Annotated in this window: 15 protein-coding genes; 10 read left to right on the top strand and 5 right to left on the bottom strand. The window is 50.5% G+C overall.

The window, feature by feature from the left end; translation table 11 throughout:
* Positions 1-7 precede the first annotated feature (7 nt).
* From priC to C9I98_RS15175, 10 genes are all read left to right on the top strand, one after another.
* Complete coding sequence (gene priC, locus C9I98_RS15130) at positions 8-559, top strand: primosomal replication protein PriC (protein WP_036824605.1); 552 nt, start codon at positions 8-10, stop codon at positions 557-559.
* Positions 559-1,506, top strand: coding sequence for a histone deacetylase family protein (locus C9I98_RS15135; protein WP_036824603.1), 948 nt, complete (start codon positions 559-561; stop codon positions 1,504-1,506). Before priC ends, C9I98_RS15135 begins: the two co-directional genes overlap by 1 nt.
* Before the next feature lie 34 nt (positions 1,507-1,540).
* Entirely contained in the window at positions 1,541-1,711 is a 171-nt protein-coding gene (gene rsmS, locus C9I98_RS15140) for a pleiotropic regulatory protein RsmS (protein WP_036824600.1), read from the top strand.
* 290 nt (positions 1,712-2,001) lie between these two features.
* A complete protein-coding gene (locus tag C9I98_RS15145; RefSeq protein ID WP_107272161.1) occupies positions 2,002-3,237 on the top strand; it encodes a hypothetical protein in 1,236 nt (411 codons plus the stop codon).
* A gap of 148 nt (positions 3,238-3,385) precedes the next feature.
* Positions 3,386-3,895: a hypothetical protein gene (locus tag C9I98_RS15150; protein ID WP_107272162.1), complete on the top strand. Its 510-nt coding sequence runs from the start codon at positions 3,386-3,388 to the stop codon at positions 3,893-3,895.
* Between the two features lie 73 nt (positions 3,896-3,968).
* Positions 3,969-5,267, top strand: a complete 1,299-nt coding sequence (locus C9I98_RS15155; protein ID WP_107272163.1) for a TolC family protein — start codon at positions 3,969-3,971, stop codon at positions 5,265-5,267.
* An 8-nt stretch (positions 5,268-5,275) separates the two neighbouring features.
* On the top strand, positions 5,276-6,958 hold the full coding sequence (locus C9I98_RS15160) for an efflux RND transporter periplasmic adaptor subunit (RefSeq protein WP_107272164.1): 1,683 nt from the start codon (positions 5,276-5,278) through the stop codon (positions 6,956-6,958).
* Positions 6,955-10,083, top strand: a complete 3,129-nt coding sequence (locus tag C9I98_RS15165) for an efflux RND transporter permease subunit (RefSeq protein WP_107272165.1) — start codon at positions 6,955-6,957, stop codon at positions 10,081-10,083. The genes C9I98_RS15160 and C9I98_RS15165 overlap by 4 nt, the downstream gene beginning before the upstream one ends.
* Before the next feature lie 106 nt (positions 10,084-10,189).
* Positions 10,190-10,669: a cupredoxin domain-containing protein gene (locus tag C9I98_RS15170; protein ID WP_081879114.1), complete on the top strand. Its 480-nt coding sequence runs from the start codon at positions 10,190-10,192 to the stop codon at positions 10,667-10,669.
* 22 nt (positions 10,670-10,691) lie between these two features.
* A complete protein-coding gene (locus tag C9I98_RS15175; RefSeq protein WP_036829993.1) occupies positions 10,692-11,210 on the top strand; it encodes a CueP family metal-binding protein in 519 nt (172 codons plus the stop codon).
* Positions 11,211-11,322: 112 nt separating this feature from the next.
* Here the strand turns inward: C9I98_RS15175 and C9I98_RS15180 are convergent, their stop codons facing one another.
* From C9I98_RS15180 to C9I98_RS15200, 5 genes are all read right to left on the bottom strand, one after another.
* Positions 11,323-11,835, bottom strand: coding sequence for a glycine cleavage system transcriptional repressor (locus tag C9I98_RS15180; RefSeq protein WP_107272178.1), 513 nt, complete (start codon positions 11,833-11,835; stop codon positions 11,323-11,325).
* 209 nt (positions 11,836-12,044) lie between these two features.
* A complete protein-coding gene (locus tag C9I98_RS15185) occupies positions 12,045-13,505 on the bottom strand; it encodes a methyl-accepting chemotaxis protein (RefSeq protein ID WP_036821733.1) in 1,461 nt (486 codons plus the stop codon).
* 233 nt (positions 13,506-13,738) lie between these two features.
* On the bottom strand, positions 13,739-14,227 hold the full coding sequence (locus C9I98_RS15190) for a hypothetical protein (RefSeq protein ID WP_036821734.1): 489 nt from the start codon (positions 14,225-14,227) through the stop codon (positions 13,739-13,741).
* 257 nt (positions 14,228-14,484) lie between these two features.
* Positions 14,485-16,293, bottom strand: coding sequence for an adenine deaminase (locus tag C9I98_RS15195; protein ID WP_036821750.1), 1,809 nt, complete (start codon positions 16,291-16,293; stop codon positions 14,485-14,487).
* A 7-nt stretch (positions 16,294-16,300) separates the two neighbouring features.
* Positions 16,301-17,632: an NCS2 family permease gene (locus tag C9I98_RS15200; protein ID WP_051902157.1), complete on the bottom strand. Its 1,332-nt coding sequence runs from the start codon at positions 17,630-17,632 to the stop codon at positions 16,301-16,303.
* Positions 17,633-17,638: the final 6 nt, after the last annotated feature.

Raw genomic sequence — 17,638 nt, forward strand, 5'->3', positions numbered from 1 at the left:
GAAACCAATGGTAGATCTGCAACGATTAGACAGCCTCGTCTCACAACTTGCCATCGAAGCGGCTAACACCGATCGCCAACGGGGTGAAGCCCAGCGCCCGCTGTTTGACGAACAGCTCTTCGTCTGCCGCAGCAAATTACTGACGCCATGTGTGAATGAGATCCGCCACGAAATTAGCTCGCTACGCAGCGAGCAACAAGCGGGTAAGCTACTCCCCACGCGTACCCAGCATATCTGCGAGAAGATTGTGGCCCAAATACAAGCGGTGCAGCGCGAGCTGGCGACCCAACAGATCCGCAAAAACGAACCCAAGCGCGGTCGCGGATGGCGAAAGCCTATTCACGAGCTCTACCAAGATCTGGCCCAGCACCAAGACTGGGAACGCCGTTTGTCTTCAATGCGCCGCGACAAAGAGCTTATGCTAAGTCGCTGTACCACGCTGGCTGAACAACAAAAGCTGCAAAAAGAGGTACTGGCACTCGAAGGTCGGTTAACCCGTTGCCAAGCTGCCCTAGCAAAAATTGAAAAAGACATCAGCTTGCGGGAGCGAAAAAACTAATGACGTTGCCATTGGTCTACCACCCTATTTATTCACAGCTTGAGCTTCCGCCTGAACACCGTTACCCCATCAGTAAGTATCGGCGTTTATTTGACTACCTCACCGATTCGCTCACCTTAAATGAGCGTCATGACATCAAGTTGTATCAGCCTGAGCCTATTTCAGTGAACGAAGTAAAGGCGTTACATCACCCTGACTATATTGATGCCTTATTTGGAAATACCTTGCCGGCAGCTAAAATGCGCCGCATTGGCTTTCCTTGGAGCCAGCAGCTGATCGAACGAACGCTAATGTCATCTGGTGGAACCAAGCTTACTGTCGATTTGGCCCGCCAACATGGCATCGGTATTCACCTAAGCGGTGGTTATCATCATGCCCACAGAGACTTTGGCAGCGGATTTTGTCTTATCAACGATCTTGCCTTGGCCGCCAAACACGCCCTTACCCTTGATGGCATCGACACAGTGTTGATTATTGACTGTGATGTGCACCATGGCGACGGGACTGCCACCCTACTCGCTGATGAGCCCGATATCATCACTTTTTCTGTTCATTGCGATAAAAACTTTCCGGCCAGAAAGCCCGATTCTGATGTTGATCTTGCACTACCGAAATCAACAACGACAAATGAATATTTGTCGGCCTTCTCGGGAGTGTTGAATCTCACCTTGGCGCAATACCAACCCGATCTCGTGATATACGATGCCGGTGTCGATATCCACCAGCAGGACGAACTGGGATACTTTGATGTGTGCACCCAGGGTATATACCAACGAGATTCGCTGGTACTAAGCCAATGTAAAGAAGCCGGGATCCCTATCGCGGCGGTTGTTGGTGGCGGCTACCGCCACGACCACCAATTATTGGTTGAATTGCATGCCCAGCTGATTCATTCCGCTATGACCGTATTCCTCGGCGAGTCGCAGCCGAAGACCAATCAGTGCTAGACTGTCTGCAACTTTTACTCATCAGATACGAGCCATGACCGAACAAGAAAAATCACCACTGGATGACGCCCCAGCCGACGTCAAACTTGCTGTCGATCTCATCTACCTGCTTGAAACAAACGAGATTGAGCCAGAAGTTGCGCTTTCAGCGTTAAAAATGGTGACCAAAGATTTAGAAGGTAAAATTGCAGCCAAAAGCAACTGACTTCCAATCGAATTTTATCGCTTCCTAATCCAACTTCATCGCTTCTATAAAGGGCTTTAGATCTCAATCTAAAGCCCTTCTTGTTTGAATCCGTCAATATAATGACACTGGTTTATTATTCCCAATCCAACTAAACTGATCACATTAATTCACGCCAGTTATTTAACTTATTAAATACAACAATTAGAATCAGCGTGAATATAAAAATTTAAATCAACTTGAATATAAGAATTACCTTAATAAAAACATTTATTTCTCATATATTTTATTGTGATATCACGGAGTAACACATGAAGAAGGAATTAAAAATAACTGCGCTAGCGGCGGCAATTATTTTATCCGGTTGTGCATCAGATTCTGACTCAACAGCAAGCTTACCACTTGAAACCAATCACTCAGAGACAGCAATTCAAACTGACAACTTGGTTCAAAGCATTGAAAGTGCAGAGCAATCTATCGCAGGAGCCAAAGATATTGAATTATCTTGGTTTGCAACGAGCGCAATGCGTGATGCCCAGGAAGCATTAAAAGAAGCAAAAGAATATTACTCAGTTTTTGAACTTGATCCTGCTAAGGCAAATAGCAGCAGTGGTTTCTTCAGCTCAAAAACCAATATTCAAGCAGCAGAAGATGCTGTAAATCAATTCAACCTTCACTTTGCCAAAGCAAATAAAATCCGCCAGCAATCATTATCTGTCCTTGATGAAGCTTTCTCTTATCGCCATCAATTAACAGAAATTGAAGCTGCCAAGCACTACCCGAATACCGCCAAGCAATTAGAAAGTGAGCTTAAGCGCCTTGTTAACTATGTGGCCGATGACAAGCCAGAGCGAGCCACCAAGGCACAGCCTGCCTTAGTGACCAAACAACGCGCGTTGGAAGTCAAAACCGTCACCAAGATCTATCTGTCTCCGGCACAAAAAGAACTGGCACGCTTGAAGAAAGCCAACGTCGCCTTGCATGCACCTGAGACCTTGGCCTCGGCTTCAGCCACCCTCACCGCCGCTGAAGCCTTTATTGCCTCAGAACCTCGTGCAACCGCAAAAATCAAAGACAAAGCTGACGAAGCCATGTTTTCACTCAAGCACGCGGGTAACATTAGTGACGTGGTGAAAAAGCTAAAAGCGATGCCAGAGAAGGACTACGAGCGCCACGTCCTCAGCTTCGAACGAATGCTGCTCAATATCTCGTTGGCATTAGGAGCGCAAGACATGCGCGATCAGCCTATCGGCACCCACGGTAAAAACCTCGTCGCCTACATCAAGCAACAACGCCAAGATGTCGGTAACGAGCAGCAACTTATTGCCGAGCTAAATCAAGAAATTGATGCTTTAAGCCGTGAAGCCGAAAAAGTTGCCAGCTTGGAGAGCCAAATTAGCCAGCTCAATGCTGAAAAACTTGCCCAGCAGCAAACTGAGGTTATTCCCGCGGTTCCTGTAAAGGCGGCGGAAGAGAAAGTCGCCACTGAGCAGCCAACCCCAGAAACTCAGGCTCAAACTGCAGACACCGACGCAGTTGAAAGCTAACAGCTAAACTGAAAAAAGGTGCAGTCATTGCACCTTTTTTCATCTATGCGACATCAATTTACTAGTATTTTCTTGACCTTCCTCTAGGGGTAAGGTCTACAATCCACCTGTTTGTTGTCTTTTCTTGGTAGAGAATTGGTAGAGATAGATGTCACCATTGTCATCACAAGGTGTTGTTAGGCTTATTCTGGTATTGCTGATCAGCTTGATCACTAAACCAGCTTTTGCTGTGCCTGCTCACCAATCTATCATGCAAGCCATGGCCACCGAGCAAATGGCTAACAGCCACTCTACGCCACAACACGCTTCCAAAAACCCTGCTACCGACCATACCAAGCATATGGCTGCGATGGGCCATATCACCATGACCAGCGAAATGGCTCAATGCCATATGATCCCTGATTCTGGGATGAGTCATTGTGACGGCTGCATGCCCGGTAGTAGCATGGGGCTGGGGCAAGGACAGTGTAGTGCAATGGAAAACATGACTGATTGCAGCAACTGCAACCAGTGTAATGGCCAACTTAGCCAATATAGTGATCTGCCAACCTTATTACCCAATATCACCAGTTCGGTAAGTGATACGCTTGCCGTGGCACATCACCCAGCCTCACCAGTATCACGCCAAGAAAGCGTACTGCGTCCCCCTATCGGCTAACTTCGAATCCACAAAACGGTTTCAAGCTTCGTCTTGTCGCCGCATTTTTTGATTTCGAATTAGCGGATATACAATGAAAATACATCCCCTTTACCGTGCCTTAGGCATGGCAATGGCTATTGGCTTAACCATGCCAACAGCAATGGCTGACAGCACACCGACGGCCAAGCAAACGTCGCAAAGTCTCGCCCAACTGATTCAATGGGCCATCGACAACGATCGGGGTTTGCAGCGTATTGAGTACCAAGCCAATGCGCAAACCGACCTTGGTATAGCTAACAGCCAACTAATGGATCCAACATTGAAAATGGGCGTGGGCGGCTTGCCTACCGACAGTTTTTCATTTGATGATGATCCAATGACCAATATTTCCGTTGGCCTAATGCAGCAATTTGGCCGTGGCAATACCCTCGCCCTCCAACAAAAGCAGAGTAACCAGCAGGCTGACAGCATCCGCCAATCCTCTGGTGTCCGCGAGCTGGATATCACCAAAGCCATCACCACCGCTTGGATTGAATTGGCTTACCTCAATCAAGCAAGTTTGCTGATGCAAGAGAACCAGGCCCTCTTCAAGGAGCTTGCCAACTACCTCGGCACCAACTACGGTTTGGGCAATAACCAGTCTCAGGATCTGATCCAGTCTGAGCTTCAAATCAGCAAAATTGATGAGCAGCTACAAGCCAACCAGCAAATGCAGTTAAAGCTCAAAGCGCAGCTGACAGAATGGCTAGGTGACAAGGCACGATTGATCCAGGCCCATTCGTACCCTCAGTGGCAAACCCTAGCGCAATTCCTCAATACCCATCCCCAAGACTATTATCCGGCATTGGCATCCCACCCGGCGATCAAAGTCACCAACGCCATGATTGCCAGCTCTGAAACCGGGGTCGAGATAGCCAATGAGGCCTACCAGCCCCAATTCGGTGTTGAAGTCATGTATGCCTATCGCCAAGCCAATGGTATGGATGGCTCGCCTGCGTCTGACTTGGTCAGCACTTTCGTGACCATGGATATTCCCCTGTTTACCGAAAAGCGTCAGGACAAAAAAGTCTCTGCGGCCCAATACCAAGTCGGTGCCGCCCGCACCCAGCGCGATCTGGTTCTCCAGCAAATGAACAGCCAAGTCAATGCTAGCGTGGTTGACCGCGACAATACCCAGCAGCGCCTTTCTCGCTACCAACAGGTATTGCTCAAACATGCTCAAGAGAAGGCTAACGCCGTTGAACGTGGCTACCAGAACAACACCAACCAACTGGATGAATACATCAAGGCAGCCAGCGATGTGCTGACTATCAAGCTCGAACAGGCTCGACTAGAAGCCGATGTCCAACAAGCGAATAACACGCTGTCCTACCTGCTGAACAAATATTAGGGGAAACAATGAAACAAACATTTACCGTTGCCGTGATTGCACTCACTGTTGGCGCGGCACTTGGCTATTTTGCCAACCAAGCAACTAACATAAACACCACCTCAACTGCAGCCAGTACTGCTAGCGATGAACCGCTGTACTGGGTGGCACCAATGGATCCAAACTATAAGCGTGACAAGCCGGGCAAGTCGCCAATGGGGATGGATCTGATCCCGGTTTATGAAAGCGACCTCAAAGCAGGCGGTAACGACGATCCAGCAGGGACAGTCACTATCAGCCCCACGGTCGAAAACAACTTGGGGGTTAAAACCACACTCGTTAGCAAGCACAGCCTAGAGCCCAACATTGATACCGTTGGCTATGTGGCTTTCGATGAAAGCCAGCTTTGGCAGATAAACAGTCGCGTTAGCGGCTGGATCCAAAGCCTGAACGTGAATGCCATTGGTGAGAAAGTGGAAAAAGGTGAAGTGCTGTTTGAGCTTTACTCCCCTGAGTTGGTCCGCGCCCAAGAAGAGCTGCTTAACGCCAAGCGAATTGGCAAAGCTGTATTAGTGCTGGGGGCAAAAGACCGACTCCGCTCGCTGGGGGTCGATAATCAGCAGATCAACACCTTGCTCCGACGCGGCAAGGCGGCACAGAACATTGCCATCAAGGCGCCTGCTGATGGGGTCATTGCCACGCTTAATGTCAGAAACGGTGCTTACCTGTCTCCGCAACAAACCGTTATCAGCGGTGGTTCGCTCGATAACATCTGGGTCGATGCTGAGGTATTCGAACGTCAAGCGCATTGGATCAAAGCCGGCACCGAAGCACAGATGCGCATAGATGCCCTGCCAGGCCAGCAATGGCAAGGTGAGGTTGATTATATCTACCCGATCCTGGATCCAAAAACCCGCACCATGCGAGTAAGGCTCAAGTTCAGCAACCCTAACGGCGAGCTAAAGCCAAATATGTTTGCCAACCTCACCCTTACCCCGCGTACGGATGAGCAAGCGCTGGTTGTACCGGAACAAGCCATCATCCGCTCGGCCAACATGAGCCGTGCCGTGCTTGCCCTTGGTGAGGGTAAATACCGTTCTGTCGCAATTGAAACCGGTCGAAGCGCTGGCGGAATGGTTGAAGTGGTCAAAGGGCTTTCCGCCAATGAGAAAGTGGTTACATCTGCCCATTTCCTTATCGATTCGGAATCCAGCCTTTCTGCCGACTTTAGCCGCATGGAGCCCAAAGCACAGCCGACAAACATTGTGCAGGTGACGGGTGTGGTTCGCCAAGTTATGGCCAGCCATAACATGCTAACCATCGAACATGCCCCTGTACCAGAGTGGGACTGGCCAACCATGACCATGGACTTCACTGTCACGGATGAAAGCAACCTTAGCGAGCTCGCCATCGGCCAATCCATTAGCTTCAACCTTGAAAAATCAGGCAATGGCCAATTTGGGGGATCAAAAATCGCAGTCATGGATGCTGTCCCGGCAGCTAATCACGCAACAATGAATCACGGAGAAATGGATCATAGTTCAATGAATCACAGCACCATGGACCACGGCGAGATGGACCATAGCTCAATGGATCACAGCACCATGGACCACGGCGAGATGGACCATAGTTCAATGGATCACAGCACCATGGACCACAGTAATATGGACCACGGCAAGATGGGCCATACGAACCAAGGCGGTGCCCAATGATTGGTTCGATTATCCGGTGGTCGATACACAACCGCTTTTTAGTCTTAATTGCGACTGTTTTCTTAGTTGCGGCAGGTATCTATAGCGTCAAAAAAACCCCAATTGATGCCATTCCTGATCTTTCCGATGTTCAGGTCATTATCAAAACCAGTTATCCGGGGCAGGCCCCGCAGGTGGTTGAGGACCAAGTCACCTACCCGCTGACCACCGCCATGCTGGCAGTCCCTGGTGCGGAAACCGTTCGCGGCTATTCGTTTTTTGGTGACTCCTATGTCTATATCATCTTCAACGATGACACCGATATGTACTGGGCACGCTCCCGGGTACTGGAGTACCTTAGCCAAGTTGCCCCAAACTTGCCGTCCAATGCCAAGCCAACACTCGGGCCGGATGCAACGGGCGTGGGCTGGATCTACAGCTATGTACTGGTTGATAAAACCGGCCAGCATGACCTAAGCGAACTGCGCAGCCTGCAAGATTGGTTCTTGAAGTATGAACTGCAAACGGTAGACGGCGTATCGGAAATCGCCACGGTTGGCGGTATGGTCAAGCAGTACCAGGTTCAAATCGACCCAGCCAAGTTGCGTGCCTACGGCCTAACACTGCAACAAGTGAATATGGCGATACAGGCTGGCAACCAAGAAGCTGGGGCATCGGTGGTGGAAATGGCCGAAGCCGAATACATGGTGAAGGCAACCGGGTATGTCTCTGATATTGACGATCTCAAGCAACTGCCGCTCACCGTAACAGATAAAGGCACCCCGCTATTATTAGGCGATGTCGCCGATATTCAACTCGGTCCACAAATGCGCCGTGGTATTTCTGAACTGAACGGTGAAGGCGAAGCGGTCGGCGGGATCGTGGTCATGCGCTTTGGCGAAAACGCCCAGCAGGTGATCAATAAGGTCAAAAGCAAGCTCGCTGAACTTGAACGCAGTTTGCCCGAAGGCGTGGAGATCGTCACCACCTATGACCGCTCGGGCCTGATAGACAGCGCGGTAAAGAATCTCTACGAAAAGCTGATTGAAGAGTTTATCGTGGTCGCCGTTGTCTGCGCCTTGTTCTTGTTCCATTTCCGCTCGTCGCTGGTTGTGATCATCAGCTTACCTATCGGGATTTTGTCGGCATTTATCGTGATGCACTGGCAAGGGATCAATGCCAACATCATGTCGTTGGGCGGCATTGCCATTGCCATCGGCGCGATGGTCGATGGCGCGATCGTCATGATCGAGAACGTGCACAAGCATATCGAGCGCACCCCGCTCACCGACAAAAACCGCTGGCAAGTGATTAGCAAAGCGGCAGAAGAAGTGGGGACGCCTTTGTTCTTCTCGCTGATCATCATCACTTTGAGCTTCGTGCCCGTGTTTGCCCTTGAGGGCCAAGAGGGCAAGATGTTCTCGCCACTGGCCTTCACCAAGACATACGCAATGGCGGCCGCCGCAGGCTTGGCTATTACCCTCGTACCCGTACTGATGGGCTACCTGATCCGCGGCAATGTACTGCCTGAGCACAAAAACCCAGTAAACCGCGTGGTAACTGGCTTATACCGCCCTTTGCTTAAGGCAAGCCTGCACTACCCGAAAACCATCATTGTGGTTGCCATTGCCTTGATGGCATCGTCTTTCTACCCGCTTCAGAAAATGGGCAGTGAATTTATCCCGCCGTTGGATGAGGGGGATTTAATGTATATGCCTACCACCTACCCGGGGATCTCAATCGGCAAGGCACGCGAGTTGTTGCAGCAGACCGATAAGCTGATCAAAACCGTCCCGGAAGTCAAAACCGTATGGGGTAAAATCGGCCGGGCTGAAACAGCCACCGATCCGGCACCGCTGACCATGATTGAAACCATCATCCAGCTCAAGCCCAAAAGCGAGTGGCGTGAAGGTGTTACCACAGAAAGCCTGCGCCAGGAACTGGATGCCCTCATTCAATTCCCGGGTCTGACCAACGCATGGGTGATGCCAATCAAAACCCGTATCGATATGCTGGCAACCGGGATCAAAACCCCGGTGGGGATCAAAATCGCCGGCCCATCGCTACCGGAAATAGAGAAAATTGGCGCCCAGCTCGAATCCGTTTTGAAAGGGGTCGAAGGCACCGCCTCGGTTTATGCCGAACGGGTGGCCGGTGGCCGTTACATCACCATGGACATCAAGCGCCAGCAGGCGGCACGCTATGGCTTGAGCATCCAAGCAATCCAGCAGGTGATCAGCACCGCTATTGGTGGAATGAACGTGAGCGAATCTGTCGAAGGGCTTGAACGCTACCCGATCAACGTACGCTACCCACAGAACTACCGCGACTCTTTGGTCAAGCTGCAAAACCTGCCGTTAATCACACCAAACGGTGCCAGCATTGCCCTGGCCGATGTGGCCGATATTCGCTTTGAGGATGGTCCTCCCATGATCAAAACCGAAAATGCCCGTCCGAATGGCTGGGTATTTATCGATATTGATAATCGCGATCTTGGTTCCTACGTCAAAGAGGCCCAGCAAGTAGTTGCCGACCAGTTGGCGTTACCGGCAGGCTACTCGATAACTTGGTCTGGCCAATATGAATACATGGAACGTGCCAAGGCACGGCTCAATGTCGTTGTGCCAGCCACTCTGGCCATCATCATGATGCTGCTGTATATGAGCTTCCGCCGGGTTGGCGAAGTACTGGTGATCATGAGTACCTTGCCACTCGCCATGGTCGGTGGCATCTGGCTGATGGAAGTACTCGGTTACAACTTCTCGATTGCGGTTGGCGTTGGCTTTATTGCCCTTGCCGGTGTTGCCGTCGAAATCGGGGTGATCATGCTGGTCTACCTCAACCAAGCATGGCGTTTCAAGCACCAAGAAAGCCAGCACCTCAAGCAGCCACTCACCAAGGCCCACCTCGATAGCGCCATTGAAGAAGGTGCAGGGTTGCGTGTTCGCCCAATCATGATGACCGTCGCAACCGTCATCATCGGCCTGATCCCGATCATGTATGGCTCAGGTACCGGCTCGGAAGTCATGCAGCGTATCGCCGCACCAATGATTGGCGGTATGTCTTCGGCACTACTGCTGACATTGGTCGTCATTCCCGCGGTATTCAAGCTCTGGAAAACCCATAGCGAAAAACTCAATGATTAAACCAATAGCGGACCAATAGCGAACCAATCGCGAAATAAACCGCTAAGTTCTGCCCATTTACTCGATAATAACCACCCGGTGCGCAGCCACCGGGTAAGGAGAAAAGATGAAAAAAGCATGGCTAGCAACATTACTGATGGCAACCAGCTCAATCGCTTTAGCCGCAGGTAATCATGACCACCATCATATGGAAGGCCATGGTGAAATGGCATCTGCCGTAGGCATGCCGGCACCTGCTGCCCAGGCCAACAAAACCTACCAGGTTACCTTGAACGACAAGATGCAGATGAATTTCAAACCCGCACTCGACATCAAACAAAGTGATGTCGTGGCTTTTGTGGTAACTAATGAAGGCAAGATCCCGCACGAATTCTCGATTGGCAGCGTTGACGAGCAAGTCAAGCACCGTGAAATGATGCGCGCCATGCCCGATATGGAACACCATGATGGCACAACACTCACTCTACAACCGGGGCAAACAGCTAAAATGGCTTGGCACTTTATGGGCAGCCAGTTTGTTGAGTTTTCTTGCAATATTCCCGGCCACTTTGAAGCTGGCATGAAACGAAATACCCTATTGAATTAACAGAAAAAGAAAGGCACACAACATGAAATACCTACTAGTCTCAGCGATGATTGCCCTCACCAGTCAATCGGCATTTGCAGCCTCCCAGGCCGAGCAATTTGAAAAACTCAATGCCCAAGATGCCTTGGAGCAGTCGCACCAATGGCACCGTACTGGCGAGGCAACCGTGAAGGTTTTCCCTGACTTTATCGAAGCAGAGTTTGCGGACAAATCAACAGCACGGATCCCAACCGGCGATCAGTTCCTGCTCTCAATCGCCCCGTTTGAAAATATGACCCATGGCTGTACCTTCCATGTACCTACCGGTTGCCAAGGGGAGATGGTAGAGAAGTCAATGATGGTCGAAATTACCGACAGCCAAACCAACGAAGTGGTTCAGGCTGGTATGGTGAGAACCCAGAAAGACGGCTTTATCGATTTCTGGGTACCGAAGAATGGCAGCTACAAAGTCTCGTTTAACTACCAGGGTAAAACAGCCACTGAAGTGTTAACCACTGATAGTCAAAGCCGTACCTGTATTACCACCATGCAATTGCTGTAGGCCATTAATCTAAACGTCAATTGAAACAAAAAAAGTGCCGGGCATATGCCCGGCACTTTCTTATTTATCTGACGGTCTGCTTGCTTATCTACTCATTCGAATAAACCGTGAATTAGGCCTCTTCCAGTACCTTCACCCGCAAGTCGTCATCGACCTGCATGATAGCTTCCACCAGCTGCTCATGATCCACCTCAGCCGGAACATTCAATTGCAACTCGGCATAGAACAGGGCCCGGCCAAGATCCGGCACACCAATTCGGTGGTTTTCAATTTTAATAATGCCGATGCCAATACCGTCAAGAATATGGGTAATATCATGCACGATACCGGGACGATCCGCTGACTCGACCTTCATCATGACATGATCCATCTTGATCGGCTCGTTTGATTTAAGATCGTCGATAACCCTGACATCCAAACCTTGCTGATCCGCAAATGCATCCTTGAGTTGCTGAGCAGCTTCAGCAGGAATATCTATCTTGAGGATACCGACAACTTGTCCATCAAGCCGGTTGATTTTACTGACTAACCACTTGCCCCCCAACTCATGGGTTTTCGCTGCAAGCTGGTTAATTAACTGAGGATGATCTTGCCCCGCCAGTGTAACGGTTAACTGAGTATTCATACGCTCCCCCTCTTCCACAAGAATTCTTGCTCTATACCCAGACTAGCAAGGGGAAGGCTTCCCTGCCGTGATTCGCCTCGATAAAGACAGGGAATTTATGCCAAATTCATGCAGCCATTCACATAATCAAAAAAAGAGCGAGCTCAACAGCTCGCTCCCTTATCAATGAAACTGCATGCAATGATGGGGGCTCCCCCCAACACTGCGCGCTATGCCGTGCGGTATTTTTCCAGCGCCTTGCCCAAGGTATGGGAGGTATTGGTCAGCGATAGATTCTCTTCCACCGCCTGCTCGGTCACCGAACGAAGCAACTCAGACTGATTACGGATATCATGCAGCTCCGAAGCAATATCGTTGGCCACGCCGGTTTGCTGCTCGGCTGCCGTGGCAATTTGGGTGCTCATGTCCATGACCAGCCTTGCCGACTCGGCAATCGCATCCACGTCCGAGCCAATCTCGGTGATCATATCGCGGCTTTGGTAGGCCTGCTCCAAGGTGCTCGAGGTGATTTGCGAAATACTCGCCGTTTCCGACTGCAATTTGTCGATCATCGCTTGGATTTCAACCGTTGCTTGCTGGGTGCGGCCAGCGAGGGTTCTCACCTCATCGGCAACCACCGCAAAGCCGCGGCCTTGCTCGCCGGCCCGTGCCGCCTCAATCGCTGCATTCAAAGCCAACAAGTTGGTCTGCTCAGAGATTGCATTGATAGTGGTGATCACATCATTGATCTCTTCTGCTTTTTCATTCAGGCTGCTGACGGTGCGAGAAGCGTCGTCTGTTTGCTGCGACAGCTGCATCACAACCTGGATAGCTTGCTGTACCTTTTGGTTCCCCTCATCAATCTTCTTCATATCAGCATCAGACTGGGTTGAGGTTTGCTGGGCAAGGCCTGCAATATCGTTGGCAGATGCCGTCATTTCTTCCATTGCCGTTGCCACGGAGTCAACCGACGCATATTGCTGCTGGATCTGCTGATCGGCACTTTTGGCCCCGTCCGTCGAGCGCTCTGCCGCTTGCGCCAAACCGTCGGTACTGTGTTTAACCGTGGTAACCAGTTCGCTCAACGTATCCATGGTGCGATCTAGCTCGAAGCCAATAATACCAAACTCATCACGGCCAACATGGAATCCCAGGCGCGAAGTCAAATCACCATCGGCAATGCGGCGAGTCGCTTGGTGCATCACCCATAATGCGCCACCAAGAAAAGTGGCCAACCAATACGAGAGCAAGGCAATAGGCACAAGGATTAACAAGGAGTAGAAAAAGGTGGTGAGTGCCTGGCTTTTCACCGCATCAAACTCTGCGCCAAACGGACGGCTCAGTTGGGCGTAGCCCTGCTGGTGATTCAGCGCGGTTGCCACTGTCGTCTGAGTATCTGTTTGCTCAGCTTGGGCTGGCAGGCTAACAAGCATTATGCCTTGCCCAGACAATAGCTGGCGCAGTGCTTGCTCATCCAACCCTGCCGATTGGGCAGTATCAACGATGGCATTTAACCGTGATTGGGTTTCCTGAAGGTGGCTTGCTTTGTATTGCTCAAGCTTACCGAAATAGTGGCTGGCCGATAGGCCGACGACCAACAAACTCACTAAGCCAAAAAACAGCCAAAACTTATCGTTAATCGACATTTTCACAAATAGCCGATCGACCGTACGAAATTCAACTTCTCTCATTGTTATTCCATGTATGTCCCACTTTGTAGGCAAATGATAACAAGTTGAACAAGCCAAGTGTGATGGGCAACATATTTATATAATGAGAGCTCACAACAAATATTGCGAAAGGTCGACATTGATCACATCAATAGCTAAAACCTGGTTAACGCCAAACCCAAGGCATAAAAAAAGCTGCCCCTGAGTTAGGGACAGCTTCTCTATAATGATGTCACTAAAGACTGGGCAAGTAATTAAATACCCGCACGCTTTAGCAAGCCATTCATCAGGTTAGAGCTTGATTTAACCTGCTTAGACTTGTTCTTCAGTTCACGCGCCAATGACACATCGTTCATCTCGTTCGCGATGTAGATCATCGACTGGTACATATCACGTGGTGTCTTGATACGCTTGGTATCGTTCAACGGGCTGATGATAGAAACAACATCGCGGCCAGTCTTGTTATGCTTGGTGGCATACTCTAATACAGAATCAAGCAGCTTATCGAGATCAACCATAAACTCGTTGCTTTCAACGCCTTGCTTCTGCATTTCCTTGTAGTTTTTCTTACGAACCTGCTTGATGATAAACGCAGGTTTGTTGATTTTCTTGTAGCCGAAGTAACCGGCAATAATCAGTAAGGCCACACCACCAGCTACGTAGCCCCAAATCGAACCGGAAGACTCAACAACCGGTTGGATAATTTCGGCGGCATTGTTAGCAGACACTGGTACATCAGACATATTGGTAACCTTTAAATTCTTTCATAACGGAACACTGAGACATTATGCACTCTGCTCTCGCAGAACTATGCGATTTATCAATTTTTCATTCAAATAGGGTGATCGACGTCAAAAAATTGAATGTTTTCTGGTCAATTTCACTCAACAAAACCAAACTCGCGAAAGAAAAAAGGTCAGTTAGCACTGCTAGCCGACCTTTCTCCTTTTGCATAATATCAGCTCAAAATATGCAACTTATTCAGCCTTACGGCGGTAGCTCAGTCGCTCGCTTGGGCTTTATTCTCTGGGAACAAAGGCACAAACGATTTGGTCTCGACGTTGATCAAGCCCTTATCAGACAGCTTGGCTTTCGGGATCACCGGCAATGCAATGGTCGCAATACGCAACAACGGGTTCACCGCCTCCCGGAAGCCTAAGGTCAATACTGCTTCCTTAAGCTTCTCGCCCTCGACGGCTAACGATTGGCAATCCAATGTCGACATCAACCCTGCCACAGGCAGTGCTAATGAGCCAAGCAATTGGCCGTTATTGGCACAAGCAATGCCGCCCTTCATCACTTTCACTTGCTCGATGGCTGCCAGTGCATTTTCCGGCGTATCGTACATCACGGTCAGGTTATGGCTATCGTGAGAAACCGTCGCCGCAATAGCGCCTTGCTCCAAGCCAGAACCGCTCACCACAGCCAGTGTGCGCTGATCGGTCTTGCCATAACGGTTTTGGATCATCACGAATTGATGGCCTTCCGGCAGTACCAGTTTGCCACCAACCACAGGAATCGATACCTGCCGCCATTCGGTCAATGATGCATTAAGGCGTAAGTAATGCAGAACATTCACGACAACACTGCCATTTTCCACAGGCGGTTGTATGGTTAGCATCTCGGCATTGAAGTCAGGTAACTCAGCAGTGGTATCCTGCTCTTCCAGTGGGTGTACCTTAGCGGAAAATGGTGCAATATAATGACCATTTTCTGCCACCAGCTTACCTTGGCTGATCACTTTTGCCGGACGCGGATCATGAAGATCATCCACCAGCAGAAGATCAGCCACGTAACCCGGTGCGACGGCACCCAGATTGCGAATTTCCAAGTCTTTGGCGGTATGCAAGGTGGCACATCGGATCGCCGTGATCGGGTCCAGCCCCGCCTCAATGGCGACTTTCACCACATGGTTCATATGGCCATGTTCAAGAATATCGGCCGCTTCCCTGTCATCGGTACACAGGCAGAGATAATCATGGAACTTGAAATCTTTGACCGCCTCGACGATGTCTCGCACATTTCGCGACATCGAGCTTTCTCGCGCTTGTACGTACATGCCAAGGCGCATCTTATCCTTGGCTTCCTGACCAAAGCGGGTCTCGTGATCGTTGGTTGGCCCGGTGCACAAATACGCGTTCAGGCGCTGGCCAAACATGCTCGGGGCATGGCCCTGAATGTAGGCCGACTGTTGGGTCGAGCGTACAAGGATCGGATTCATGCGATCGTCTTGCTCCAGCACGCCCAAGAAATCCATCACTTCACCGATACCGAAGATATTGTCTTCATTGCACAGCGAAATCACGTCTTCGTCGTTAAAGGTTGCCCCCGCCGACTCCATCCCCGGCAAGGCTGGCACGCACGACGGCGCCAACACCAAATTACGGATAGGCATATCAGCACTGGCTTGTGCCATGTACTTCACCCCATCGGTACCCAGCACATTGCCCACTTCATGCGGGTCGGTCACCACGGTTGTCGTTCCCCATGGCAGCACCGCCTTGGCAAAGTTTTGCGGCGTCATCATGGTACTTTCGATATGCAGATGGGCATCGATAAAGCCCGGTATCAAATAGCGCCCTTGCCCATCAATCACTTCCAGCGCATCACGCTGGATATCTTCACGATTCAGGTTATCGGGATCCATGTCCACATAGGCAATAAAGCCATCTTGCACGCCCACTTGCCCAGGGTGGATTTCCCCGGTAAACAAGTTCACCACCTGTACATTGGTCAGTAGTAACTCAACCGGTTGACGCCCCATCGAGGCGGCAACCAAGGCAGACATATCCTTAGGATTCAGTCTCATAGTATCCCTATTTAATCGCAAAGAAGTAGATAAGCGGTATCGCCAGCACATACAAGCCCGGATGGACATCACGATGGCGCCCGGCGAGTAGCTTGATGGCAATGTAAGACAAGATGCCGATGCTAATACCGTTGGCGATGCTTGAGGTAAACGCACAGAAAACAATGGTGGCAAATGCCGGCATCGCTTCGGTCGGATCGTCAAACTCAAGGCGCTTGACGCAGGTCAGCATCGAAATACCCAACATGATCAGCACAGGCGCGGTCGCAAAAGCCGGGATCATCACCACCAGCGGCACCAAAAACAGGCAGAGCAAGAAGCAAATACCGGTCACAATCGCCGTCAGTCCCGTACGGCCGCCGGCTTCCACCCCGGCCGCTGACTCGATAAAGGTGGTCAAAGTGGTCATCCCGAACAATGAGCCAATGGTTGTCGCCAGCGAGTCGACCCAGAACGGACGGTTGATATTAGGCAGGTTGCCGTCTTTATCGAGAAAGCCGGCTTTTTCCGACACGCCGAGCAAGGTGCCTAGCGTCGAGAAGAAATCACCAACAAAAAAAGTGAAAATAAACGAGATATAACCAAACTGGAGCGCCGCCCAAATATCAAGTTCAAACGCAATAGGCGCAATCGACGGCGGTAGGGAAACCAGCTGCTCTGGCACTTGGGTCATGCCCAGCGGAATACCGATAATGGTGACGATAATGATTGCCAGCAGCAACCCACCGTTAATTTTGCGAGCCGCAAAGCCAAACGCCAGCACCAAGCCCAATAGCGTTAGCAGCACCGTGCTATCGCTCATGCTACCTAGCTTTATCGCCCCCTCGCCAATCACCATCAAGCCGCCGCTCTTGAATCCAAGCTGGGCAATGAACAAACCAATCGCAGCCCCAATGGCTATTTTGACGTTGGTTGGCATCATTCGAACAATCAACTCACGCAACCCGAGGAAGGTCAGCAGAATAAAGGCTGCGCCAGAAATAAAGACCATTCCCATTGCGGTTTGCCAGTTCACCACACCCTGTGCCACCAAGGTGAAGGCGAAGAAGGCATTGCCGCCCATCGCCGGGCCGATCGCAAACGGCAAGTTGGTGAAATACCCCATTGCAAAGCAGCCCAATGCCGAGAACAACGCAACCGCAACGGTAACCGCCCCCACATCCATCCCGGCGACACGCATAAACGAAGGGTGAACAATCAAAATGTAAGCCATCGCCATAAAGGTGGTGATCCCCGCCATGACCTCCGTTTTCAACGACGAGTTTTGTTGGCTAAATTGAAAACGACTATCGAGCCTATCTGACAGCGTCGCCTTTTTTTCTAACTCTTGGGTTAGCATGTAACG

Origin of the sequence: Photobacterium sanctipauli, from assembly GCF_003026495.1 — a bacterium.
Lineage (GTDB): Bacteria > Pseudomonadota > Gammaproteobacteria > Enterobacterales > Vibrionaceae > Photobacterium > Photobacterium sanctipauli.